A 24,841-nucleotide genomic window follows, 5' to 3' on the forward strand; every position below is an offset into this window, starting at 1 on the left:
GTTCTTGGCGGGTTCATAAGTTAAACCAAAGCTAAGCTTTGAATCTGAGCCTTTCCAGCCGAGAACGGAAATTTGCCACGCGCTGCTCTTGACATCAGGATTTGAAGTTTTATCATATTCATCATCTTTGCCTTCCGCATAACCGCCGGTTCTAAAGTCAAATATAGAAAGGCCAAGACCGGAATATAAACTAAACTTTTCGTTAATTTGAAATTTAACGCCCAGATCAATGTCGGCAGCCACTTCAAAACCAACTATTTTTCTACGGTCGTTTACTGTTTTACTGCCGGTAATAGCAGAACTGGAATCGTCAACCGTAAAGCCAAGCGCTACGCCTGGTTTGAAACCTAATGAAAGCTTGCCTAAATTAATTTTCTGTTTAAAGCCCGCACCCGCGCCAAACAGGAAAATGCCGCCATTTACATATCTATGGTCTTTCAAAGCTAAGTCGCCATCACCGGAACCGCCGAATACATTGCCGATTAAAACATCAACCGAAAGCGATGACTCTGAATTATCAGTTTTTGACAGAGGCTTTTCAATACCGGCTTGTAACGCAAGTCTTGATGTACCCCATTCAGTATCTTGTTTGCTGCCATCACTATTGCCGGTTACAGTCATATTCGCGAACCTATAACCCAACTGCGCGTACGCTTCCATGCCGTTTGCCAGAGTGGTGCCCCAGCCTAACCCTATGCTTGGAGCATCGGTTACTTCCTGTGAGCCGGGTTTGCCGTTTATTAAAGTATCTTCATAATGAGAATTAGGAAAAAGTATGTCAAAGCGGATGCCGCCCAAACCTTCTTTTCCATAAAGGACTGAAAGTTTGTTATTCCATGTCGCGTCAGAAGAAGTTGCATTATCATCTCCGGTTAGTCCGTTGTTAGTGCCGGATGCATTCACCAGATCGCCGCCAAAGTACAAGCCAAGGTACCCTGTTTTTAACGTCTTGGCAAACCCAAGATTGAGAGTATATCCGCTTGACGCTTGACCGCCAAATAAAAGGAATGTTCCAACCTTTGCATCATATCCGGTAAACCATAAGAAATCGTCAGCATAGGAAGTGAAAATTCCCTGACTATATTGGCTTTCTATAGATGCTACGCCATCAACAAAGAAATTGTCAAAATCCACGAGAGCGATAGAATTTGGGATTTGGGCGACAGTGAACGCTTGTCCCCACGCCGCGCCTACGGTTACTACCGCGACTAATAAAAACAATACAATTTTTTTCATCAAAACATCCTTCAAAAAACCTATTAATAATGCGGTTCATGCAAATAATACCGCTATTTAACGCCCCAACGGAGCGGTGTAATTTCAATTTTTTTTATGTTAGAATATTATTAAACATAAAAGAATTTTTAAATAATGTAAAGCGGGTAAACAAAATTTTATCAGCTTGACAACCCGCATTTTATACCGGAAAATTCTCTTATTACGGAGGAATTTAATATGGCTAATAAGGATTTAATAGAAAAAACATTAAAAAAAGGAGAGGGCATTTTCCGCCTGAATCCCAATTTTATACCCCGCCCTTTCGGTGTTGAGGGAAGAAGACTGCGGCTTCATCCCGATGATTATTTTGCCTACGGCCTTGAGCGCGGTTCAATAAAAGAGAGATGGATGTCTTCCACTAACATCGCACAAAATGGGCCGCTGGCGGGACCGCAAGAGGGATTGAGTTTTGTCGCGGTTGATTATGGCAACGATGAGAAATTCAGCCTGAAAGAAGCAATTGAAGTTCTAGGGGAGGCAATCATCGGGAAAGAACTTATGGCTAAGTACAAAGGGTTCCCAGTCTTTTCAAAATTTTACGATCTTAAAACCCCGCTCTTCCACCACCTTCACCTTGATATGGAAGCGGCGGCGCGAGTCGGCAAGTTAGGCAAACCTGAGTGCTACTATTTCCCCCGCCAGTGCGCAAGCCACACCGGAGAAATAAACGCTACATATTTTGGCTATGACCCTGACACAAAACCCGAAGAAGTGAAACAGCGCCTGCGCGATTACAACAAGGGCGATAATCGCATAACGGAACTTTCACGAGCCTGGCGCATCGAGCTTGGTTCCGGCTGGTACTCCCCCGCCGGAGTTATCCACGCTCCCGGTTCCGTAATGACCTACGAACTTAACTGGAACGGCGATGTCAACTCAGTGCATGAAAACGTCGTTTCAGGCGTTACCTACCCCCGCGAATTTATGAACGGCGAATGTCCCCCCGACAAAAAAGACGACATCGACTATATTTTCAGTTTATTGGACTGGGAAAAAAATACCGACCCCCACTACAAAAAACGCTTTGGCCGACCGCCGATTACCATTGTTAAAAACGCTGACTGCGAGGAGAAATGGATTTCCTACGCAAACGACGGCTTCTTTAGCGCGAAGGAACTTTCAGTTAATCCGGGAAAGAGCGTTACGGTGAAGGAACCTGCGGCGCACGGAATTATCTTCATACAGGGACACGGCAAATTCGGCCCCTATTTATGTGAAGCGCCGGGAATGTTGCGCTTTGGCCAGCAGAGCGCCGATGAATTCTTTGTAAGCGAGGACGCGGCAAAACAAGGCATAGTAATTGCCAACACAAGCCCGGTTGAGCCTTTGGTACTGCTAAAGAGCTTCGGCCCTAACCACCCTGACGCGCCTAAGAGTACTCAATAATTTATACCCGAAGAAATTTCACACAAAGAGCACAAAGTAAGAGAAGAACACAGAGAAGAGGGAAGAGGGGGTTTTTGTCCGTTATCTTAGCGTGAAGCTCGAATATAGCCGTCGGACAACAACCCCTAATCCCCCTTTGTGATCTTTGTTCCTTAGTGATCTGCGCACTGGCGGCGGTCTAAAGGCCGCCTTGCTTTATTACAGACAGCGGCGTTTATTGGTGCTACGCTATGCGGCATTATTCATCTACACGGCTACGCCGTGCGTTCATCTAGCGTGTGTGAAATCTTCTGTATATAATTTGCTAGTGTCTTTTTTGACAGATATATTGTATACTTCTCCAATAAAGAGGAATTAATTGATTCACGTAGGTATAGACGTAGGTTCCACTACTGTAAAAGCCGTAGTTATCAGACCTGATACAAAAGAAATGCTTTTTTCTTACTATGAGCGGCATCGCGCCTGTCAAAGCGAAAAAGTGTACGCGTTTCTTAAAGATATTTTTTTCCGTTTTCCCAATGAGGATTACCGCCTTGCTTTTTGCGGTTCCGGCGGCAGAATCATAGCCGAAATGATAAACGCGCCGTATATACAGGAAGTTGTCGCCAATTCAATAGCAGTGCGTACTTTTTATCCCCAATCAAAAGTCGCGGTAGAATTGGGCGGACAGGACGCAAAAATCGTCTTTTTCTACCATGACACTGTTACAAAACGAATGTTAGCCGGCGATATGCGCATGAACGGAAGCTGCGCCGGCGGAACAGGAGCGTTCATCGATGAGATTGCGTCCCTTCTGCGCACTCCTGTCGAGGAGTTCGACAATCTTGCCGCCAGAGGCACTCAGGTGTATGATATTTCAGGGCGCTGCGGCGTTTTTGCCAAGACCGATATTCAGCCTCTGTTGAATCAGGGCGGACTGTTAGAAGACATAGCTCTTTCCACTTTCCACGCCATTACAAAGCAGACGATAGGCGGTCTTGCCCAGGGGCTTGAGATAAAACCGCCAGTGATTTTTGAAGGCGGGCCGTTGACATTTAACCCGACTCTTATCAGAGTTTTTACGGAAAGGCTTGGACTTGCGCAAACCGACATTATCACCCCGCCAAACAGCGAAACCCTTATCGCTTACGGAGCCGCCCTTTCCATCAATGAGTTATTTCAGGATTATGACAAAAATTTCAGCCCCGAAGCTGCGTTAACATCCCTTTCCATGTACCGCGAAATCGTTACGGGAAACGATGAAAAACTAAATAAATGTTTTTTTGCAAACAGCAAAGAACGTAAAGATTTTCTTGCGCGTCACAAACCTATCAATATTAAACATGATCCCGCGTCTATAAATTTTCTGCATGGAAAAACAATGCGGGTGTATCTGGGCATTGACGCGGGGTCTACTACAACCAAGTTTGTTTTAATAGACGAAAATGAAAATGTAATTGACAGTTTTTATGGTAATAACAAGGGAGAGCCGCTTAAAGTGGTAAAACAGGCGTTACTTGACATGCACAAAAAATACAAGGATTTGGGAATTGATCTGGAAGTTATAGCAATGGGAACAACCGGTTATGGGGAACTTCTTTTTGACAAAGCTCTGGGCGCGGATTTCCACACGGTAGAAACAGTGGCGCACGCCGCAGCCGCGCAGAAATATGTTCCCGGAGTAACGTTTATCCTTGACATCGGCGGCCAGGATATGAAAGCGATCAGTATATCAAACGATGTTATTACAAACATAACGGTAAACGAAGCCTGCTCTTCCGGCTGCGGTTCATTTTTGGAAACTTTCGCGGAAACCCTGCATATTCCCGTTGATAAAATTGCCGAAGCCGCCTTTAACGCGAAAAATCCGGCGTTGCTCGGAAGCCGCTGTACCGTCTTTATGAACAGCACTATTATTACCGAACAAAAAAACGGCAAACAGGCTGACGATATTATGGCAGGCCTGTGCAGGTCGATAATAGAAAATGTATTTACAAAAGTAGTGCGCATTTCAAATAACGCGCAGTTAGGCAAAAAAATTGTCGTGCAGGGCGGAACATTTAAAAACGACGCAGTACTGCGCGCGCTTGAGCAATACCTTGGAAGAAACGTAGTACGCGCCCCCTACCCGGGAGAGATGGGCGCGGTCGGCATTGCCATTCTTACCAAACGTGAAATAATCGAGCATGGTTATACCTCTCCGCACGGCACAAGCGGACATTCCCGCTTTATCGGTTTTGACGCTCTAAAAGACTTTAACTATACCCAACAGGCAAATTTAGTATGCCCCTTTTGCGGCAACAACTGTAACCGTATGCTGGTGCGCTTTTCCAACGGTCTTACATGGGTTACCGGCAACCGTTGCGAGCGCGGCGAGGTCGTAGGCGCGGCGGATGATTCCGCAGTGCGGGAAAAAATAAAAACAATTACCGGCAGAATGTTGGCTGTTCCCGATCTTATGAAAACGCGGGAAGAGCTTCTTTTTAAAGAATACCCTGTAACGCCGTTCCTGCCGGAACGCGGCATTACTTTGGGTCTTCCCCGCGTTCTTGAGTTCTGGAACAGTATGCCTTTCTGGACGACATTTTGGCGCGCGCTTGGTTTCACGACTCTTATTTCCCGCAAATCCAACCGCAGCCTGTACGAACAAGGACTGCACTTCGTTTCCTCGGATACCGTGTGCTTTCCGGCAAAACTCGTTCACGGGCACATCCGCGATTTAGTTGAAAAAAAAGCGGACAGGATTTTTATGCCTTTGATTGTCCGTATGCCGCCTGAGAATATCGAATCTTCATCCGACTATGTGTGCGCCGTGGTAAAAGGTTATCCGCTGGTTATTCAATACAGCGACGATCCGCAACGCAGATGGAACACTCCTTTTGATACGCCCATCTTTCATTGGTTAACGCCGCAGGACAGAAACAGGCAAATCTGCGATTTTGTTAAAAAGAGTTTTAACATTTCGGGCGTTGTTACGCGCAAGGCTATAAGCCAGGCGGACGCGGCGCTTTCGGCGTTTCGCGGGGAACTTATCTCCAAAGCGCGGCAAATAATCGCGCAGGTTGAAAAAGAGGGAAAGTTTGCCGTAGTTCTCGCGGGCAGACCCTACCACAACGATGAGCTTGTAAATCACACATTATCCGGTTACTTTACGCGGTTGGGTATTCCCGTCCTTACATTGGACTGCCTGCCGGAATTAAACATGACTGACCTTAAATACGCGCGCTCCGAGATTACGAACAACTTCCACGCGCGAATGTTATCAGGAGCCATTTGCGTCGCCCGTAATCCAGCTCTTGAATATGTGCAGATAGTAAGTTTCGGTTGCGGTCATGACGCGATTCTAACCGATGAGATTATTCGGCTTATGAATGTGATTTCCGGCAAGACCCCTCTTATCCTTAAACTTGACGAAGGGGACGCCGTCGGCCCTCTCACCCTAAGGATAAAATCTTTTGTCGAAACGATAAAAACGCGGCGCGCGAAAAAAGCAGTAGAGACGGCGCGAGCTTTGGAAGACCCTTACCCCGTAAAATTTACGCGGGCGGATTGGAAAAATAAAACGCTGATTATCCCGAATGTGTCTGTCGCTTTCTGCAAAATTATAAGCGCCGCCATACGCCGTCAAGGTTTTCGGGTAGAACCCATGCCCCTTGGCGGACGGGACGCCATACAGCTTGGAAAAAAATATGTTCACAATGATATTTGCTTCCCCGCTCAGATGAATATTGGCGAGGGACTGCTGATGTTGGAGAGCGGCAGGTACAAGCCCGAAGAAGTGGTACTTGGCCTTGCGAAATATCCCAGCGACTGCAGACTTTCACACTACGCGAGCCTTGCGCGAAGGGCTTTGGACGAGGCGGGCTACCCTCAGGTTTCAATAATTACCACAGACAGATTTGATACAAAAAATATGTATCCCGGATTTAAGCTCGGAACGGCTTTTGAAATACGCATGATATGGGGCATTATTATCATGGACATTCTGGAAGATCTCTACCATAAGATTCGCCCCTACGAACTTGTTCCCGGTTCGACGGAGCGCTGTTTTACTTCTGCGATAGACGCGGTTGCCGCCGGTCTTTCCACAAAGGGAATACGCGGCGCGGTACGGGCATACAAAAAAGGCATTGCCGAAATGCGCGCGATTGCATACGACAGGAGCGTCCGCAAGCCATTGGTATTTATCTTGGGCGAGTACCTTTTAAATTACCATCCCGGTTCTAATTATTATGTCGAGGAATATTTGGAAAATCACAACATGGAAGTTATCCTTCCTCGTATGATCGACAATTTTTGGCGCGAATATCTGCGAAAAATTTCAGAGATGCAAGATTTCGGCGTGCAGTATCCTTTTATTGACGTTATTGTCTCTTATGTCGGCAATGGACTTTTTGACTATGTTCTGAACAAACTGGAAAAAACGGCAATCAAGCATCCTCTTTACGAACCTTCCACACGACTTCCTAAAATAGCGTCTGCAACCGACCCAATAATGCATCGTACTTTTACAAGCGGAAAAGGTTGGCTTATTCCCGGAGAAATTCTTCACTACGCCTCCCGAGGCGTGCGATCTTTCGTCCTCCTTCAGCCATTCGGCTGTCTGCCCAATCATATCAGCGGACGCGGTGTTATAAAGAAGATAAAAGAATTGCGCCCCGACATTCAGATTCTGCCTTTGGATTACGATCCTGACGTGAGTTTTGCCAATATAGAAAATCGTTTGCAAATGCTGATAATGAACGCTCGCAGTCAGATGAAGGCGATGTAATTATTATGGTGGAAGAAATCTCGTACCAGACCAAGGCATGTCAGGAACCGGCATTTTGTGTCCGCCAGTATTCCTGTCTCTTAATAAACGCAGATGCAACTTTTCTTTGCGTTCTTCAAGCCGTCCCGCCGCCCTGCCGTAAAAAACGTCATTCGGCGTTAGATACCAGATCGCGCTGTGAAGCCTTTCGCTGTTGTAATACGCGATCCATTCCGCCAGCTTTATGCAGGCGTCTTGATATTCCAAATACGATGCCCTTCTTACGTGTTCGGTTTTCAAAGTGCGGTGGAACCGCTCCAGTTTGCCGTTGTCGCTTATCAGCCGCAGTCTGGCGGCTTGCGGATACGTCTCTAAGGATGCCCAGAAAATAATAAAACGAGTTTTGTATCTTAATGATGAAAATTATTCATTCTCATTTTCTCATTGCTGGTATATTACATAAAACTTATATTTATCAAGGCAAAAATATTTTTAGAGGAATTTTTATGGAAAATTTTGGTGGGTTGAGTTTCAAAAAATTTGTGGAAGATGATGTTAGTTTGTTTACTCAAATGTTTAAAAAAGCATTTGACAAAGACTATCAAATTCATCTTGGAAAAAATGGTGGTCCTGATGGTTATGAAAATGGAAGTTTCCTCAGAGAATGGTACTTAAATAAAGACGCTACTGCATTTGCTGTTTTTAAAGACAATAAACCCATTGGTGGTATTAACGTATTTATCAATACAAAAACCAATGAAAATTTTTTAGGTAATATTTTTCTTGATCCTGATATTCAAGACAAAGGTATTGGATCAATAATGTGGAAATTTATTGAACAAAAATTTCCCGAAACAAAAAAATGGATGACAGATACTCCAGGCTTTTCACATAGGAATCATCATTTTTATGTAAATAAATGCGGATTTAAAATCTGGAAAATAAATGATCCAAAAAGCAAAACAAGATCGGGGTATTTAATGGAAAAAATAATGAAAAATTAGTTAAAAAGCAAAAAACCTGCACAATATGTCTGTTTACGCATCGCCCTATTACCTGCCCCAACAGTCATAAACAGCCGGAACGTTAAGCGACAAATTGGCAGGTGTTTAAAAATTAAATTGAAAATATTTAAATAATAGTGTATAATAATTTAATGGGGAATCGGTTAAAAATATGCAAATAAATATCCGTAAAGCTTTATGGGCAGATATTGCAATAATGACTTCCATATATAATGAATCAATAAATATATTTCCTGAAAATATCAGGAGAGAATCGGAATATGATCTTTTAAAGGATTTATTTATTTCAAATATTGTATATATTGCGGAAATATTAAATACAAATGAACACATTGGTTGGATATCATATAATAATCAATCAAATTATACTTTTATTTCGGGTCTTTACTTATTATCCAAAGAACAACGAAAAGGCATTGGAACTGAATTATTAGAATACTGTATAAATATATTAAGTAAAGAAAATCGCAGACTAATTATTCTGAATGTATTAAAAATTGCTCCTTGGTCAATTGATTTTTATAAAAAGAATGGTTTTAATATTTATGATTCCAGTATTAGTTATAATGAAAATTATAATATTTTAAAAACTAGAATTGTAAATAATTGGGAGTTAATGATGTATAAATGGATTTAAAAATATAATTCATAATAAATTGTAAAGCCAATTCGTCGCTTAACAGGCCGGTATATGGCATTATATGTATTACGATTAGAAGAATACCCGCGTTCAAATGCCGTACCAGAAGAAAATATGCGTTTAGAGTTTTGGGCTTGGAATATTATTGCGGAAGAAAATATAACAATTAATCCGCACTATGAAAAACTGGAATTATATGGCACTACTGTTTTTGAAACATATGGAGGATATAATGGTTATTTTGTTTATTTCCGCCCCATGAGTTTGACTAAGATGCTAAATTATTCAAAAATAAATTCCATAACTCAAATAAAAGAATATGGTGGAACTATGTCTATAATGGGATATATAGTACAAGTTGATGCGCCTGAGAGAAAAACAGATAAACCATATATTGTATTTAGGGTAGAAGCAGAAAATAGGGAAAATAATGAAAAGGATGAAAACATTTACTTTTATGAAATAATAAATTTTAAATAAATTAATGGACTATATAAAAAGCCGCAGTTTCTTTATGAAACAGCTAAAAGTAAAATAAATCCTCGTAAAATATCTCCGTTAATTGAAGCGGGAGAGGTTTCGTCTGCCATATTAACTGAAAACGGCAATGTATTTACAGGCGTTTGTATAGACACGTCATGTTCTTTGGGTATGTGCGCCGAACGTAACGCAATAGCTAATATGATAACAAACGGTGAAAGTAAAATAGTAAAATTAGTTTGCTGTTTTTTAGACGGAAAAGTCGGATTACCCTGCGGCGCATGCAGGGAATATCTTATGCAACTTGATAAAAACAGCGGGAATATAGAAATATTGACAAACATAGATACAATGAAAACGGTGAGACTCAAAGACATAATCCCAATGTGGTGGGCTGATGAATGTTTTAAATGAATAATGAGGTTAAAAATTGAAAATAAAAACAGTAGTGATTACTGAAAGATTAAATATACGCCAATTTAAAGAAAACGATTGTGCTGACCTTTATGAATATTTATCAGATAAACAGACTTATAAATATGAACCCGGAAAACAAATAACAATAGAAAAAGCAAAAGAGCTATGTATTGAAAGATCAAGAAATAAGGCGTTTTTTGCCGTAGAATTAAAAGTGGTAACGCCGTATTTCCCTTTCCGCAATTTGCCGCGCTTCAAGACTCATTTTCGCTTTCCCTACCTCAGGCCAGAATTCTTTTTTTTAACGCTAAAAGCTCTTCGGCAAGCTCCGCTATCACTTCGTCTTTCTGTTTAACCTTCTCCTCAAGGGGATTTTACGTTCCCCGCCACAGCCAAATAAACGCACGGCGTAGCCGTGTGGATCAATAATGCCGCAGTCCCCAATAAAGCAAGGACACCTTCAGGTGACCGACAATGCGACGCTCTCCCAGAGTTTTTGCCACCCGCAGCATGGAGTTTTGCCAAACACAAGACATTATCAAGAAGCATGGAGTCTAACCAAAGTAAAAAAAGCAACGAAAACAGTAGTTTGCTATTTGGCAAAACTCCTAAGCAATCCGGCTACGCCGGATTGCACTGTACTAAATAAATTCTTTGGGCATACATCGTGTAACAGTTTAACCTTTACCCTTAGTCTTCTCGCAGTAAAACTCCCACGCTTCCTTGTCCGTATACCTGTTATGCACAATCTTCCCAATAGCGTCCGCCATCTCCCCCGGATGATAACTTTGAAAAATATTCCTGCCCATATCAAGCCCATGCGCCCCACCCTGAATTGATTGATAAGCCATCGTAAGCGCCTCTTTTTCCGGCAATTTCTTGCCGCCGGCTACAACAATGGGAACAGGACACGCTGCGGCAATTTCCTCGAACTTATCGCAATAGTAAGTCTTCACGATATTAGCGCCAAGCTCCGCCACAATGCGGGTCGCCAATTTAAAATACTGGTCGGTGCGCTCCATATTTTTCCCAACGGCAATAACGCCCAAAGTGGGTATGCTATAACGAGCGCCGGCGTTTATCACTTTTGAAAGGTTGCCTATGCTTTCAAGCTGACCGTCCGCCCCGATAAAAGTTTGAACCGCAAGACAATCGGCGTTCATGCGGATAGCGTCTTCAATATCCACCGAAACAATCTCATGACTAAGGTCGTCGTTTATCATTGACGAACCGGCAGACACCCGCAGGGCGATACCTTTTCTGAAATTCGGCTTAACGCAAGTTCTAAGCGCCCCCCGTGTCGCCATCAGCACGTCAACATGATCAATTAATTGAGGGATAAGCAAGTCCAGCCGTTCAAGACCGGAAACTGAACCCATAAAATAACCGTGATCAAAAGCGAACATCACCGTATTGCCGCTTTTAGGATTGAAAATATTGGTTAAATGCCTTTTCATCCCCCAATCAAGATTCGCCGCGCCCTTCACATGAAAATTCCCGTTTGTCTTAAAAGGCACGTCAGTATGGTAATTTTTCTCTACCTTAGTTCCTTCAACATCAGCCATGATTATCCTCCATAGTTATATAAAATCAAATTATATGATAATCTTGTAGAAATAAAAAGGGGGAGTTATGTCCGGCGAATATTTGATGGCGGTCGATGCGGGAACAGGAAGCGTCCGAGCCGTTATATTTGATGCCAACGGTAATCAAACAGCCTGCGTACAAAAAGAGTGGAGACATCTTGAAGACCGGCGGTATCCGGGAAGTATGGATTTTGATTGGAAAACCAACTGGAACCTTACCCGCTCTTGTATAAAGGAAGTCATGGCGGAAACCTGCATTAAACCCGCCCAAATAGCGGCGCTGTCCAGCACTTGCATGAGGGAAGGCATTGTCCTTTACGATGCGGCGGGAGAGGAAATATGGGCGTGCGCCAATGTTGACGCCCGTGCCGGTGATGAAGTCGCCCAACTAAAACGCATAGACCCGGAGCTTGAGAAAGAATTGTACATGGAATCCGGTCAAACCTTTGCGTTAGGCGCTTTACCCCGTCTGTTATGGGTAAAGAACAAACTCCCCGACGCATACAAAAAAATCTCCCGCATCGGAATGTTTAACGACTGGATCATTTTTAAACTTTCAGGAGTACTTGCCGTGGAACCCAGCAACGGTTCAACCACCGGCCTTTTCGATCTTAAAACAAGAACATGGGACAAAAGCATAGCCCGCCGCTGCGGCCTCCGTGATGACATTTTCCCCGATGTAATAGAGTGCGGTACTGCCGCCGCAAAAGTGTCCAAAACAGGCGCTAAACAAACCGGCTTGCTTGAAGGTACTCCCCTAGTCGTTGGCGGCGGAGACTGTCAGCTTGGCACCATCGGCGTAGGCGTAGTCGATACAAACGAAGCGGTAGTTTTCGGCGGCAGTTTCTGGCAGTACGAATACAACACCGACTCAGGCGCTTGCTCCCCCAAAAGCGACGTTCGTGTAAACTGCCACGCCATTGCCAACCTGTGGCAATACGAAGCTCTAGCCTTCAACCCCGGACTCGTTATGCGATGGTACAGAGACGCTTTCTGCTCCGAAGAAAAACGCATCGCTCTCGAACAACACGCCGACCCCTACTCTCTCATGGACAAAGCGGCGGCGAACATTCCCCCCGGCAGTTACGGCATGATCTGCACCTTCTCCGACGTAATGAACTACATCAACTGGAAACACGCCGCCCCCGGCTTCATAAACTTCGAGCTTAACCCCGAAAAATACAACAAGTTTACCTTCTACCGAGCAATCATGGAAAACACCGCCCTTGTAACACTAGGCCATCTGCGCCTTGTAGAAGCCGCGACAGGCAATTGCCCTAAAAAAATAGTTTTCGCTGGTGGCGCCTCAAAGAGCGCCTTATGGCCCCAGATACTTGCTGACGCTCTAGGCATTCCAGTAGAAGTTCCAGTAGTGAAGGAAGCCACAGCGTTGGGGGCAGCCATCATGGCAGGGAAAGGCATAGGACTGTATGCCGATGTTAAGGAGACCGCCCGCAAACTGGCAAAAATTGAAAAGGTATTTTCACCTAACAAAGAAAACAGCGAAATCTATGAAAAGGCATTTGAAAAATGGAAAGCGGCTTACGCGCCGCAGTTACGGCTTAGTGATGAAAAAGTAACTAAATATATGTGGCTTGCGCCGGGGATGTAATTAAGGAGGACAATATGTTTATAGTAGATGAAAAAGACAAGGAATACAGATTCGGGGACTCAGGCCCCAAGTACCTCATGCAGGGACCTCGCAGTAACTTCGCGCTGGTACAATTCATGCCCGGGCAGGATTTTCGCGCCCATTACCATGAAGTGATGGAAGAAAATTTTTTTATCCTTGAGGGAACAGTTACCATCGTTGTGGACGGAACGGCGCACACCCTTAGTCCCGGCCAACTCATTCACATTGAGCCTAAAGAGGTTCATTATGTGATCAATAAATCTTCTTCTGTAGTGCGCATGGTTTCTACACTTGCCCCTTATCAGAAGGTTGATAAAATTGAAGTGGATAATCCTGTAATTTAACAGCGGCATAAAAGCGGAACAATTTCTTTAATAAAGAAGGATAAAAATAATTGACAAAAATTTATTACTTCAGCGGCACCGGCAACAGTTTATGGTCTGCGAAAAAAATTGCGCAAATAATCGGCGAACCTTGCGAACTGTTTAACATTGGCATTGAAGCTGAAAAAGACGAAATAATAATTGACGCGCAGGCTGTGATATTTGTCTACCCTTCGTATGCCTACGGACTGCCGTTGATAGTCCGCCGCTTTGCAAAGAAAGCTCTATTTAAAACTCTGTATCTTGCGGCGTTTGTAACCTACGGCTCCGACCCATGCGGCACGCAGGCGGAACTAAGCAGAATATTAAAAAAGAAAAAGATAGCTTCTCTTTACTTTGGTAAAATTCCCGCAATGGAAAATTACATCCCCGTATTTGGCCCGCCTGATGAGAAAAAGATTACAAAACGCGCCGCCATGCAGAAAGAAGCGACTGAAAAAGCGGCGCGTTATGTGATAGAAAGAAAAACAAACAAGATTAATACCTTCCGTCCGTTATCCGTATTTATTTCTTTTCTTTTCTCTCTTGGGGTAAAAATATTTTACAAGCATTACAAAGTAAGCGACAAATGTAACGGCTGCCGTATCTGCGAAAAAGTTTGCCCCGTTGCCGGTATTACTATGAAGGGAAACCGCCCAGTATTCACCTGCAAATGCGAAAATTGCGCCGCCTGTATCGACTTATGCCCGTCACGCGCCATTCAATTCGGACGCGCAAAATTCGGCACGCGGGGGTATTGTCATCCTGAGGTTAGTATTAAAGAACTTGGAAGGGGATAGACGGAAAATTAACTGATGACAGGCACCTGTATCTGCCTTATAATGATTATAAAGGAGTATAATTTAGAAAATGTACTGTATAAAAAAAGTTACTGATGATTTATTATGGGTCGGAGCGAATGACCGGCGGCTGGCGTTATTCGAGGGCGTTTATTCCGTACCGGCGGGCGTGTCGTACAATTCATACCTTTTGACTGATGAAAAAACTGTGCTGTTTGATACTGTCGATAAAGCGGTACGGCAGAGATTTTTAGAAAATATTGAAGAAGCGTTGAAAGGCAGAAAACTGGATTACCTCGTGGTACAACATGTCGAACCCGACCATTCCGCAGTGATTCATGAATTGATCCGACAGTACCCTGAAATAAAAATTGTTTGCAGTGCAAGGGCGTTAAAAATTATCAAACAATTCTACGACTTTGATATTGATTCGCACGTCCATGTGGTCGAAGCAAACGAGACTCTGAATACCGGAAAGCACACTCTTCAATTTATTATGGCGCCAATGATACATTGGCCGGAAGTTATGTTTACCTACGATTCCACGAATAAAATACTTTTTTCAGCGGACGCGTTTGGATGTTTTGGCGCGTTGAACGGCGCTCTTTTTGCTGATGAAGTGGATTTCGCGAAGGATTATATGGACGAGGCGAGGCGCTATTATTCAAATATAGTCGGGAAATATGGGACTCAGGTTGAATCGGCGCTGGACAAAATGTCCGCCCTCAAAATAGAAATGATATGTCCGCTTCACGGCTTTGTATGGCGAACAAATCTAAATGAAATTATTTCAAAATACATGCTTTGGGGCAAATACGAGCCGGAAGATCGCGGCGTTATGATCGCCTATGCGTCGGTTTACGAGAATACGGAAAACGCGGCGGAAATTCTTGCCTGCCGCCTACGCGACAAAGGAATTAAAACCGTTATATTTGACGTTTCAGTTACGCCGGCTTCAGAGATAGTAAGCGCAGCGTTCAAATGGAGCCACCTCGTATTCGCGTCCACAACCTACAACGCTGGAATTTTCGTAACAATGGAAGCCTTGATTAATGATCTTACGGCGCACAATATTAAAAACCGCAAGGTTGCCATAATCGAAAACGGTTCATGGGCGCCCACAAGCGGCGATTTAATTCGTGAAAAACTTGGCAAATGCAAAAATATTGATATTCTTGAAAATAAGTTAAGCATACTGTCCGGCTTAAAAACAGCGCAGCTTCAAGATATTGAATCAATGGCGGAAGCGATTAGCGCGGATTTCACCGCTCCCGTTGAACATAATCAGAAAAATCAAGCTGCGTTAAATGCAATTGATCCCGACACAATGTTCAAACTGTCCTATGGTTTATTTGTATTAACAGCCAGAGACGGCGATAAGGACAACGGCTGTATTATCAATACGGTCATGCAAATAACAGCGTCTCCCGTGAAGATAACTATTGGAGTGAATAAGGCCAATTATACTCACGATATGATACTAAAGACGGGAAAATTCAATATTTCCGTTTTAAGCGAGGGAGTGCCTTTTCGCGTTTTCCAGCATTTTGGCTTTCAAAACGGAAAAGAGACGGATAAATTTGCCGGTTGCGGGGAGGCCCTGCGTACTGAAAACGGCATCCGTTATGTGTCAAAATGGACAAACGGCGTGATTTCCGCAGAAGTGAAAGAATCTTTTGACTGCGGCACGCATACGCTGTTTATCGCCGAGGTGCGCCAAGCCTTTTCGCTATCGCATGACGCAAGCGTAACATATCAATATTACTTTGATAATATAAGACCCAAGCCCCAACCGCCTAAAGGAAACAAAAAGGGATTCGTCTGCAAAATATGCGGATATGTATATGAAGGCGACACTTTGCCGGATGATTTTATTTGCCCTCTCTGCAAGCACGGCGCTAAGGACTTTGAGCGTATTTGACGCGATGGCATCACAATAAGGGCAACGTCTTATTTTTTCCCCCAGAATTGCTCTACCGAAGGGCGCATGTTCCAGTATCCTTAAAGTAATTTCGGGGATGATAATCGCCCTGCTTCTCGTATCATCGGCGGTTGCTTTTTTTACCGGCCTAATCCTGCCCCGATCATCGACGGCGTGGTCAATCACAAAGCCGCTGTTTGCAATGCTGATTTGTTCCGTGTTCAATGCCCTTATTTCGCCTGAACGCAAGCCCGCTGAAACAGTCACGCAAAAAAGAGTCCCGAACATCAGGGCGATTTCATCGCGTTCTTTTCTCATGTCATCCGGGCGCTTCCAGATTTTAATAAGTTCTTTTTCATTGTATGGGAATAAGGCTGTCAATTCTTCGCTTGATAACACATCCTGTCGCTTGCCGTTCCGCTTAAAAGGTTCAAACTCAGGTATCATTTGAATAACACCTGCTCTCTTAGGCTTCACGCATAACAAGTTTAAGCATGTAGAGGATCGTATTCCGGCATGAGTTTGAAAGCCGTTGCTCCAGCAGGAAGTCCTCTACTTTCGCTGGACGGATTTTGTCCAATGGGAGTTTGCCAAACTTGGGGATAAGGTAGTTCGTGAGATGGTGGCGGTGCTGGACTACGGTTTGTGGTTTGAGGATATGGCCTTTGGCTTTCCATCACTCAAGGTGGGCAGCCCCTTCGAGAAAGAAATTTTCCGCGAATTGGAAGAAGTTTTTTTTAATTCATCTTTACGTTTTTCATTGAGCAGATCCGACTGCAAAAGATTTTCCAGAAAGGCGGCTGCGTCCCGTTTGCTTTCGCATCCGTAGCCGCACGCTTTCTGAACCTGCTTTCCGGTTTCATCATAATACCAATAGTACCAGAATGTGCCGTACTCTAACCGCCTTTGGAAAAGGTGATACTTGCCAAACTTGACCGCCATAGTAGCCTCCTAGCGGCGTGCGGTTGGTTGGTACAGAAAAAATCGCTGTTTTACAACATTAATAAAATGCGGCGAGTACCTCGCTTTGACTGCGGCGCGGACGGCTGGCTAAAGCCAGCCTCATTTTTTTCGTCGTGGGGGAGCTGTTCGGCGCCGGAGCGTTTGGGGTTTTTCATCTACACGCCTTCGGCGTGCGGTTGGTTAGTACAGAAAAAATCGCTGTTTTACAACATTAATAAAATGCGGCGAGTACCTCGCTTTGACCGCGGCGCGGACGGCTGGCTAAAGCCAGCCTCATTTTTTTCGTCGTGGGGGAGCTGTTCGGCGCCGGAGCGTTTGGGGTTTTTCATCTACACGCCTTCGGCGTGCGGTTATTTGCTCCCCCGCGCGGATTCGGACCACGGACACAGTGGGTAACAGGCAAAACTAGGTCTCTGCTTTGGGGGGTACCAGAATGTACTACTATGAGCTAATTCTATATCCCATATAGAGATAAGTAGAATTGCTATGAATCATAGCGTATCAGGCTGAATGGGAAAGATCAAGGGTTTTAGTAACAATAATGGTAACAGGGGAAGGGAAGAATTGAGTCATTATTTATCACGATAATGTGAACCGCATTGAAGTATCTCGATGCCGCCTTTATCATCAAGTCTATAAACTAATCGATTATTCTCATCAATATGCCTACTCCACCATCCTGATAAGTCATATTTTAACGGCTCAGGTTTTCCAATTCCCGTATAACCATTTCGTTCAACCTCTTTGATGAGTTCATTGATACGCTTTAAAGTTTTCTTGTCCTGCTTCTGCCAGTAAACATAGTCTTCCCATGCTTCATCTTTGAAAATAAGATCACTCATTTTCCAAGGCCTCAAGTTCTGCCAAGGTTTTGCGAACTATGCCTCGCCCCGCCTCCATGTCTTTTGCCGCCTTACGCAAGCGTGCTTGATTTTCTTCATTAAAGAATGGATCTGCTGTGAGTTCAAAAGGTATTTTTTGTTGCCGGACGGCAGTTTTGGTAAAAATAGTAAAGGCCGTAGTCATATTAATACCTAGCTCATCGAAGAGAGTTTCGGCTTGTTTTTTGAGGTTCTTATCCATACGGATTGTTATACTTGTAGTGGCCATAAGTGTATCTCCTATTATATTTACAATATACAGCTAAACACTTACAATGTCAATACATATTTAGAAATGGAAAATTTCTTAAAAAAGTATCATCCAGAGACCTTAAACAGAAAGCCAGTCCCATTGGATGTTGATAAATCACTGGAAGTTTCTTTATTCCTATCACATGGATATAAAGAAGATCTTATTACATGTTTTGATAATCTTATTATTGAAGCTAGAATGAGACCAATGGAGCGAACAGTACAAATAACACAGACTTGCTATAATAAGATTGCTGTTGATGATGGTCATGCGCGTTTCAATGTAGTTCATGAAGCCTCTCACGTTATTCTTCATGCTTACCTTGTGAAGGGAGCAAGATTTACTGAAGGTGAAGAATACCCCATAATTCGATCATGCAATCTAATACCTCAAAAAATTATTCCATTTTCAATTAATTGGAGGTATCTTGGCTTTAATCTAAAATGGGCTTTTCTACGGTTCCTTCATCTATCTCTCTGACTTTTTCAGCAATAAAATCATTGATTAGTAAGCAAAAAGCCTCTCCAAAATCTTCAATAACGGCTTTTTGGGCGTTTTTTCTCATTGTTTCCGGGTCAATTTCCCTGTAAAAGAGTTCCGCAGGGTCTATTTTAAGCGCTAAAGCTAGTTTTTGAAGCATATCGGAAGAAGGAAATTTGATTTTTGTTTCAATCATTCCTATATATTGGGTCGAAGTACCTGTTTTTTCCGCTAATTTTGCCTGACTCCACCCTCGGGCAGCCCTGAAAGATTTGAGATTGAAAGCCAATAATTCCCTGATATTCGTCATATTTCAGTATTTTTAAATTTATTATACTAACAGGAAAGGAATTAATAGCAACTTTCATTTGGTAGTTGACTATTTTGATAAATACCTATACCATTAGATAGTCATTATGGTTGCCTTATGAAAGTCGCTGTAGTTTACAGTTTTTGTCAGGCATAAACGTAAAGGAACAGGAATGAAAAAGCGGAAAATTGTTTTATTTGTAACTCTTGAGATAATAATTACTCGGTGGAATTTTAAGTGGTGAGTTTTGTATGTCAGAAAACGAAGTAGAAAAAAAGAAAAGATGGTTTGACCGTACATGGGCTATCAGGCTCTTGTTAATTTTTTTATATCCTGTTGGGTTATACGGATTTATCCGTGGAGCTATTCGCGGAGCAAAAAAGCCTATTGGAACATTGATAGTTACAACTTTATTGTACGGGGGATTTTGGACATTATTCATTATCATTCCTGCCACTCCCACAGAAAATAGAGTAGAAACCGTAAGCATGCCTGAAGAAACAAGCGAGGATAAAACTAATCCTATAAGCCCGTTGGCTCAGCCAAAAACAATAAACGAAAGTATTCCGCCCCTGTATCAAGCCGCTGAAAAAGGGAATCTCAAAGAGGTACAAAAATTACTTAAAAAAGGAGAGAAGTCCTATACGGCTTTCAAGACGAGAGGAGAGCCTGTTCAAAATGACGATGTTGAAAAGGATGCTTACTATATTGCAATGCGTAAAGGCTATTATAAAATTGCTGAAGAAATAACTAAAAATCATAATATTTGGCCATATTGGGTAAATAGAGAAGATATTATAACCTCAAATAATACTGAAGCGATTATTGAATATTTAAACACCCATAAAATAATATTACCTGCAGGCGACGTAAAAACATTAATAAATCTTTTTGGTAAGGCAAAGAACAATGTAGAAAAACAAAAAATTCTTACAATTCTTAATTTATTAGCAAAAATTGATGAATCTGAAAATAGATATGTTGATTTGGGTATTGATTTAAGCCCATACCTTGAAACACCGGATGTTTGGGAAAAAGTGGTTTTTAATGACTTAAAATCGTTAAATCAAATAGCCGGACATTGGATCGGTTTGAAAGATGTATATCAACTAACTCCTTCCGATTATGCAGGAGAAACCCGTTATTATGCCAGAATACCTGTTTTTGTTTCCGTAGATTTTAAAAAAAATATAAAAAAATTAACTGACATATATTTTGAATATTATGCATCCGCAAATTATGATATTTTTATAGATGTTTATGTTGATGCGGTAATTGAGTCAAATCCAGACAATAAGAAATTACCTGAAAAAAATGAGCTTAAAAAGTTAGTATTGAAAAATTTAAATACTTTAACTTTTCCAAAAGAAGATTATGGTGAATTTAAGACTGAAATAAAAATCGAAGATTCTAAACTTAATATGAGACTTAAAATAAACGCGTTGTTGTTTAAAGATGTATTTTCAAATTCGGTTTATATGAACGCGACTAAAAATAAGTTAAAGTTTTCGTTTCCGGCAGGAACAGTTCCTGTATATGATCCATATTTTGAAATAGTATTGGATAAAAAATAGAAGGATAAAGTATTAAAATGGAAAAAATAAACTTTAATAAGCAGGACGATATCGATCTTAATTTATTTTCAGAAACAGGTGAGATAACCCCGGTTGGTATTTCAATTTTAAAAACGTTTTCATGGTCGAAAATAATTGTATTTCAATCTTTTCTTGATTCGTCATGTGAATCGATCAAAAAATGGTATTGGAGCAGGAAAAACCTTGAAAATATTATTGATGGATATCCTGATTTATGGTTGAATATATTGGATGCATTAGCTGAATTGTTTTTAACAGATTTTGCTAATTATAAAGTATATGATTATAAAAAGAAAGATATAATTGAAGATTTAAATAATGAATTTGGACAGTTATTTAATAGTATTTTTGATGATATAAAATCAGTTTGGGGAGGATTAACTTCTGATCAGATTGAATCAGAAGCATATAGAGCATTAAGAAAAGAAAACAGGGGCAGGATGTTTGGAATAGGTTTTGGATTTAAGGGGGCAGTCGGTTCGGCAATAGGGGCAGAATTGGGTAATTTAGGGACTGGGTTAATTCATAGCGTGATTAATACTGTCGGAAATTTTAAAGATAATATATCAACAAATAAAAAAATGAATGATTATTATAATCAAAAATCCACATTGGAGAATATTATTAATTATTGGATTATTATTTTTTGGCGTATGTATGATGTACATATTGAGAAATTAAATTATTGGATTCTTGAGGAAGATTCGCCTGATATACTTAATTATACACAAATGCTTGAGTGTAAAATTTCTGCGGAATCATATTATGAAAACATGCAAAGAACCGCAATTGAAGATGAAATGGAATTAGTAGTAGGTTCATTGAAATGTTTAAATATTTTTCCGTTTGAACCAATATATTGGAAGATTATATTAAAATGGAATTTAATAGCAAATTATGGTGGAACAAAAAAAATATCGCAAGTATAAATGATTTTACAGTTCGAGTTAATGAGTATATTCCGGGTTTTAATAAGGAAATGTCATCTATTTGCATATCATCTTTATTAGACGCATATATGACCCTAGATACTTTTCTAATTAATTCTGATGAAAATGATACTGATATTTCAGAGTATGAGAATAGTTTAAATGATCATATTGATTATATTAAGAATAATATAAATAATCCTGAATTTAAAGAATTATTTAAACAGGCAATATTGTTAAATTTTAAAGATGAAAATCTTGATATAGATATTTTTATAAAATTATCAGAACTTCTGTTAAAATGTGATATTGAAATAAACAATACTTTTAATGATAAAATATTGAATGAACTTTATAATTTACATTTAAATAGATTAACTAATTTATTAATATCAGAAAAATCAGAAATTCTCATAAAAGCGATAATGTCGGATAAATTTGAAGCAATAGTTAATGAGACAGTAAAAACTATTCCTATAATTAAATTAGATATTTTTATAATACAACTAATAAAGCTATGTAAAGAATATTTTAATGAACACAATGATATAATTATTAATAATATAATAATTGATAATATAATAAAAACGAATCAACTATACAAACTTAATATTGATTTAGAACAATTGGATGATTTCCAGGCATTAAAATACTTTTCTTTCCCCGTTGATGACAGGATTAATCTTTTTGAGAAATTTATTAATAATATAATTAAAAAGAACGGGAAAAAAATACTTGGAAAGAAAACTTATTGGGGTAAAATTCCATTAGATATTGAAACAAGATTACGAAGCATATTAAAAATATCTGAAAATGATAGAATTCTTATTGCGAGTGATTATACAGCTTTATCTTCGTGGCAAGAATTCTTTTTAATAACAATTAAAGGAATATATATAATAAAAAATAAAAATGTTTATTTAAATTGGGAAAAAATTATTAACGAATATGAACTTAATTTTTATTTTGCTGATGATCATTGTCTTTATATACAAAATATCGGGTATAAACAAAATAAAAAAGAATTAAATTCCATTGAATCACCATATATCGAAAACCAGGTATTGGCAAATATTTTTTATGGGGCTTGTTTGTATTTGACTGGGCAAAAAATGAAGGTAGCTACAGATTCATTTAAACCTATTGACGGAGCGATTTTTGACATACCCAAATTGAAAAATTATGAAGATACTCCGGAAAATAATGAAAATACCGTATTACCTGAAAACAAAACTGAAGAATTACCAGACGAAAAGATAATCGAAGAAGTAAAAAAACCTGAAAGTAAAGAAGATCGATATAAATACTTGCGGACTGATGACAGAATTAACATTGCAAAAAAATATAAGGACCGCAAAGGATTTTTTAGGCATATTTTACCGTCATCATGGTTATTAACTTTATTTTTCTATCTATTAATTTCTTTAGTTATTATGTTATTAGCAGAAAGTTATATACCAAAAACAAATGATATTATTAATACTATAGTTCCTATTTTTACAGTCTTGATTATTCCATTAACATTATTGATTTTTGGCATAAACAAAAGGATTAAATACATTAAAGAAAAGAAAAAATGGAAAGAATGTACTGATTCCGGAAAAAAGGACATTAACGATGTATATAAAGAATATAAGGAGTTGGAGAATGAATTTAATGTTCAATAGGAAGAATAAGTTTGGTAATATAAATGCCTATATCTTAATTTTATCTATAGCCTTCATTTCTATAGTTTTATCCGCCTGTTTTACAACACCCTCATCTGAAGCGTCTGATAAAGTAGTAAATAAAGGATCAAACGAACAATCAAATGTCAGGACTGCAAGAACTCCAAAGATGCCGTTTACAGGTGACGGCGGCAAAGGCATTACAATCGCGGTTCCCACTCCATCACTTAATAGCACATCGATAAGTGATAATTGGTTGCCTCAATTCTTTCAAGACCGTATGACAGGAGATATTTCAAAATATTCCGCTATGACTGTGCTTGACAGGTCAAATGAGAAGCTTGTTCTTGCAGAACAAAGTCTGTCTTTATCAGGCAATTATTCGGACAACGATTATATCAAGATTGGCAATTTGACTAATGCTAAATACATTGTTGCCGGAAAAATACAAAATATTTCCGGGCGCTACAACATCAGTTTCAGAATTAATAATACGGAAACAAATGAAATTAAGGCCGCATTTGACAAGTCATATTTACTTAACGATATTGAAAGCGGACTTGCAACAAAAGAAGCGGTACGGGAACTTCTTGTGGGTATGGGAATTGAACTGACTGATGAAGGCGAACGGTCATTGCTTGCTGTTCAGGAAATTGATGTACGGGCAACAGCGCAGCTTGCAAGAGGAACGGCGGCGGCAAAGGCCGGTAATGAGGTTGAGGCATTGGCTTTTTTTACAGAAGCGCTTAACTCAAATACGACAAAGACCGAAGCTGACCGCAACATACAAAATGTATTTACGGTTCCGACAGGCGCCAGTATTAGGGAACGCGCGAATTATGCGCAAACACATATAGATAAATGGAAAAAAATATTCACTGAATTAAACGCCTATCTTGATAAAAACTTCTTAATTGTGGTTTACGATTTTAGCGTTATAGAAGATAAAATAGATATGTCCGGTGCGGGAAGCGTTTCAATTACAGTAAAACCGGGTGTTAAGTTAGTTCCAAACAGAACTGCCTTACTGGTTTATAAAAAGATACTTGATGAATGGGAATTGGTACGAACAAATGCGGAAAATAAATCATGGGTTAATGTTGTAAAAATCCCTAAAGTTTTTGGTCGTCATATGAATAGTCCTTATGATTATGCTGGAATATCATATATTATCAGATTAGGCTTCGGTTTATATGACGATTTTGGAGATCGTATCAATAAGATTCAACGTCAATTATCTGTATATTTAAAATCAACAGATCAAATTATAGCTCAACAGAAATATTATGAAAACGCCGCGTTTAGAAATATTTCATTTAACAATATACCACTTAAAGATATTACCGATACATTAACGCCAAAAATAGAAGGAATAGTTTGGGAGCAAATTTCGAATCCGCAAAATATAACAGGTTTTGTTTTACCTGTCATGTCGGTTGCGGAATATCTACAATGGCAAAGTACACAGGGTAATACCAGATAAAAAAAGCCGTCCGGAAGGACGGC

The 24,841-nt window shown here is 40.5% G+C and carries 24 protein-coding genes; 16 read left to right on the plus strand and 8 right to left on the minus strand.

Features of this window, described 5'->3' with window-relative positions; all coding sequences use genetic code 11:
• Positions 1-1,236 (minus strand): hypothetical protein (locus tag ACYVRH_RS09900; protein ID WP_461256751.1); only part of this gene is annotated, 1,236 nt, incomplete at its 3' end.
• A gap of 219 nt (positions 1,237-1,455) precedes the next feature.
• On the opposite strand from ACYVRH_RS09900, the gene ACYVRH_RS09905 reads away from it, so the two are divergent.
• Complete coding sequence (locus ACYVRH_RS09905) at positions 1,456-2,664, plus strand: hypothetical protein (RefSeq protein WP_461256752.1); 1,209 nt, start codon at positions 1,456-1,458, stop codon at positions 2,662-2,664.
• Between the two features lie 358 nt (positions 2,665-3,022).
• Positions 3,023-7,414, plus strand: a complete 4,392-nt coding sequence (locus tag ACYVRH_RS09910) for an acyl-CoA dehydratase activase (RefSeq protein WP_461256753.1) — start codon at positions 3,023-3,025, stop codon at positions 7,412-7,414.
• A gap of 3 nt (positions 7,415-7,417) precedes the next feature.
• On the opposite strand, the gene ACYVRH_RS09915 is transcribed toward ACYVRH_RS09910, so the two are convergent.
• On the minus strand, positions 7,418-7,693 hold the full coding sequence (locus tag ACYVRH_RS09915) for an integrase core domain-containing protein (protein WP_461256754.1): 276 nt from the start codon (positions 7,691-7,693) through the stop codon (positions 7,418-7,420).
• A 113-nt stretch (positions 7,694-7,806) separates the two neighbouring features.
• Between ACYVRH_RS09915 and ACYVRH_RS09920 the strand changes: the two genes are divergently transcribed.
• From ACYVRH_RS09920 to ACYVRH_RS09940, 5 genes are all read left to right on the plus strand, one after another.
• Positions 7,807-8,397 carry a GNAT family N-acetyltransferase gene (locus tag ACYVRH_RS09920; RefSeq protein WP_461256755.1) on the plus strand — a complete coding sequence of 197 codons (591 nt, stop codon included), beginning with the start codon at positions 7,807-7,809 and terminating at the stop codon, positions 8,395-8,397.
• A 172-nt stretch (positions 8,398-8,569) separates the two neighbouring features.
• Complete coding sequence (locus ACYVRH_RS09925) at positions 8,570-9,055, plus strand: GNAT family N-acetyltransferase (RefSeq protein ID WP_461256756.1); 486 nt, start codon at positions 8,570-8,572, stop codon at positions 9,053-9,055.
• Between the two features lie 54 nt (positions 9,056-9,109).
• A complete protein-coding gene (locus ACYVRH_RS09930) occupies positions 9,110-9,538 on the plus strand; it encodes a hypothetical protein (protein WP_461256757.1) in 429 nt (142 codons plus the stop codon).
• 81 nt (positions 9,539-9,619) lie between these two features.
• The gene (locus ACYVRH_RS09935; protein ID WP_461256836.1) at positions 9,620-9,952 is read left to right on the plus strand and encodes a cytidine deaminase family protein; all 333 of its coding nucleotides are present in this window, start codon (positions 9,620-9,622) and stop codon (positions 9,950-9,952) included.
• 16 nt (positions 9,953-9,968) lie between these two features.
• The gene (locus ACYVRH_RS09940) at positions 9,969-10,310 is read left to right on the plus strand and encodes a GNAT family N-acetyltransferase (protein ID WP_461256758.1); all 342 of its coding nucleotides are present in this window, start codon (positions 9,969-9,971) and stop codon (positions 10,308-10,310) included.
• Positions 10,311-10,632: 322 nt separating this feature from the next.
• Here ACYVRH_RS09940 and lsrF read toward each other — a convergent pair whose 3' ends face one another.
• The gene (gene lsrF, locus ACYVRH_RS09945) at positions 10,633-11,520 is read right to left on the minus strand and encodes a 3-hydroxy-5-phosphonooxypentane-2,4-dione thiolase (RefSeq protein ID WP_461256759.1); all 888 of its coding nucleotides are present in this window, start codon (positions 11,518-11,520) and stop codon (positions 10,633-10,635) included.
• 67 nt (positions 11,521-11,587) lie between these two features.
• On the opposite strand from lsrF, the gene lsrK reads away from it, so the two are divergent.
• From lsrK to ACYVRH_RS09970, 5 genes are all read left to right on the plus strand, one after another.
• On the plus strand, positions 11,588-13,153 hold the full coding sequence (gene lsrK, locus ACYVRH_RS09950) for an autoinducer-2 kinase (protein ID WP_461256760.1): 1,566 nt from the start codon (positions 11,588-11,590) through the stop codon (positions 13,151-13,153).
• Positions 13,154-13,167: 14 nt separating this feature from the next.
• Positions 13,168-13,518 carry a cupin domain-containing protein gene (locus ACYVRH_RS09955; RefSeq protein ID WP_461256761.1) on the plus strand — a complete coding sequence of 117 codons (351 nt, stop codon included), beginning with the start codon at positions 13,168-13,170 and terminating at the stop codon, positions 13,516-13,518.
• A 50-nt stretch (positions 13,519-13,568) separates the two neighbouring features.
• The gene (locus tag ACYVRH_RS09960; RefSeq protein WP_461256762.1) at positions 13,569-14,336 is read left to right on the plus strand and encodes an EFR1 family ferrodoxin; all 768 of its coding nucleotides are present in this window, start codon (positions 13,569-13,571) and stop codon (positions 14,334-14,336) included.
• Positions 14,337-14,406: 70 nt separating this feature from the next.
• A complete protein-coding gene (locus ACYVRH_RS09965) occupies positions 14,407-16,257 on the plus strand; it encodes a flavin reductase (protein WP_461256763.1) in 1,851 nt (616 codons plus the stop codon).
• A gap of 97 nt (positions 16,258-16,354) precedes the next feature.
• On the plus strand, positions 16,355-16,708 hold the full coding sequence (locus ACYVRH_RS09970; protein WP_461256764.1) for a hypothetical protein: 354 nt from the start codon (positions 16,355-16,357) through the stop codon (positions 16,706-16,708).
• Between the two features lie 15 nt (positions 16,709-16,723).
• Here the strand turns inward: ACYVRH_RS09970 and ACYVRH_RS09975 are convergent, their stop codons facing one another.
• The 5 genes from ACYVRH_RS09975 to ACYVRH_RS09995 all read right to left on the minus strand — a co-directional run bounded on the left by ACYVRH_RS09975 (position 16,724) and on the right by ACYVRH_RS09995 (position 19,144).
• Complete coding sequence (locus tag ACYVRH_RS09975) at positions 16,724-16,915, minus strand: tyrosine-type recombinase/integrase (protein WP_461256837.1); 192 nt, start codon at positions 16,913-16,915, stop codon at positions 16,724-16,726.
• Positions 16,894-17,199, minus strand: a complete 306-nt coding sequence (locus tag ACYVRH_RS09980) for a hypothetical protein (protein ID WP_461256765.1) — start codon at positions 17,197-17,199, stop codon at positions 16,894-16,896. The genes ACYVRH_RS09975 and ACYVRH_RS09980 overlap by 22 nt, the downstream gene beginning before the upstream one ends.
• Before the next feature lie 593 nt (positions 17,200-17,792).
• Complete coding sequence (locus ACYVRH_RS09985; protein ID WP_461256766.1) at positions 17,793-18,062, minus strand: Txe/YoeB family addiction module toxin; 270 nt, start codon at positions 18,060-18,062, stop codon at positions 17,793-17,795.
• Entirely contained in the window at positions 18,055-18,330 is a 276-nt protein-coding gene (locus tag ACYVRH_RS09990) for a type II toxin-antitoxin system RelB/DinJ family antitoxin (RefSeq protein ID WP_461256767.1), read from the minus strand. The genes ACYVRH_RS09985 and ACYVRH_RS09990 overlap by 8 nt, the downstream gene beginning before the upstream one ends.
• A gap of 457 nt (positions 18,331-18,787) precedes the next feature.
• Complete coding sequence (locus tag ACYVRH_RS09995) at positions 18,788-19,144, minus strand: helix-turn-helix domain-containing protein (protein WP_461256768.1); 357 nt, start codon at positions 19,142-19,144, stop codon at positions 18,788-18,790.
• Between the two features lie 251 nt (positions 19,145-19,395).
• On the opposite strand from ACYVRH_RS09995, the gene ACYVRH_RS10000 reads away from it, so the two are divergent.
• The 4 genes from ACYVRH_RS10000 to ACYVRH_RS10015 are packed head-to-tail and all read left to right on the plus strand — an operon-like array spanning position 19,396 to position 24,818.
• Complete coding sequence (locus ACYVRH_RS10000) at positions 19,396-20,718, plus strand: hypothetical protein (RefSeq protein WP_461256769.1); 1,323 nt, start codon at positions 19,396-19,398, stop codon at positions 20,716-20,718.
• Between the two features lie 17 nt (positions 20,719-20,735).
• Positions 20,736-21,668, plus strand: coding sequence for a hypothetical protein (locus ACYVRH_RS10005; RefSeq protein WP_461256770.1), 933 nt, complete (start codon positions 20,736-20,738; stop codon positions 21,666-21,668).
• Positions 21,617-23,335: a hypothetical protein gene (locus tag ACYVRH_RS10010; protein ID WP_461256771.1), complete on the plus strand. Its 1,719-nt coding sequence runs from the start codon at positions 21,617-21,619 to the stop codon at positions 23,333-23,335. Before ACYVRH_RS10005 ends, ACYVRH_RS10010 begins: the two co-directional genes overlap by 52 nt.
• Positions 23,316-24,818 (plus strand): hypothetical protein, encoded by a 1,503-nt coding sequence (locus ACYVRH_RS10015; protein WP_461256772.1) that lies wholly within the window; start codon positions 23,316-23,318, stop codon positions 24,816-24,818. Before ACYVRH_RS10010 ends, ACYVRH_RS10015 begins: the two co-directional genes overlap by 20 nt.
• Positions 24,819-24,841: the final 23 nt, after the last annotated feature.

Source organism: Treponema sp. R80B11-R83G3 (assembly GCF_054786115.1).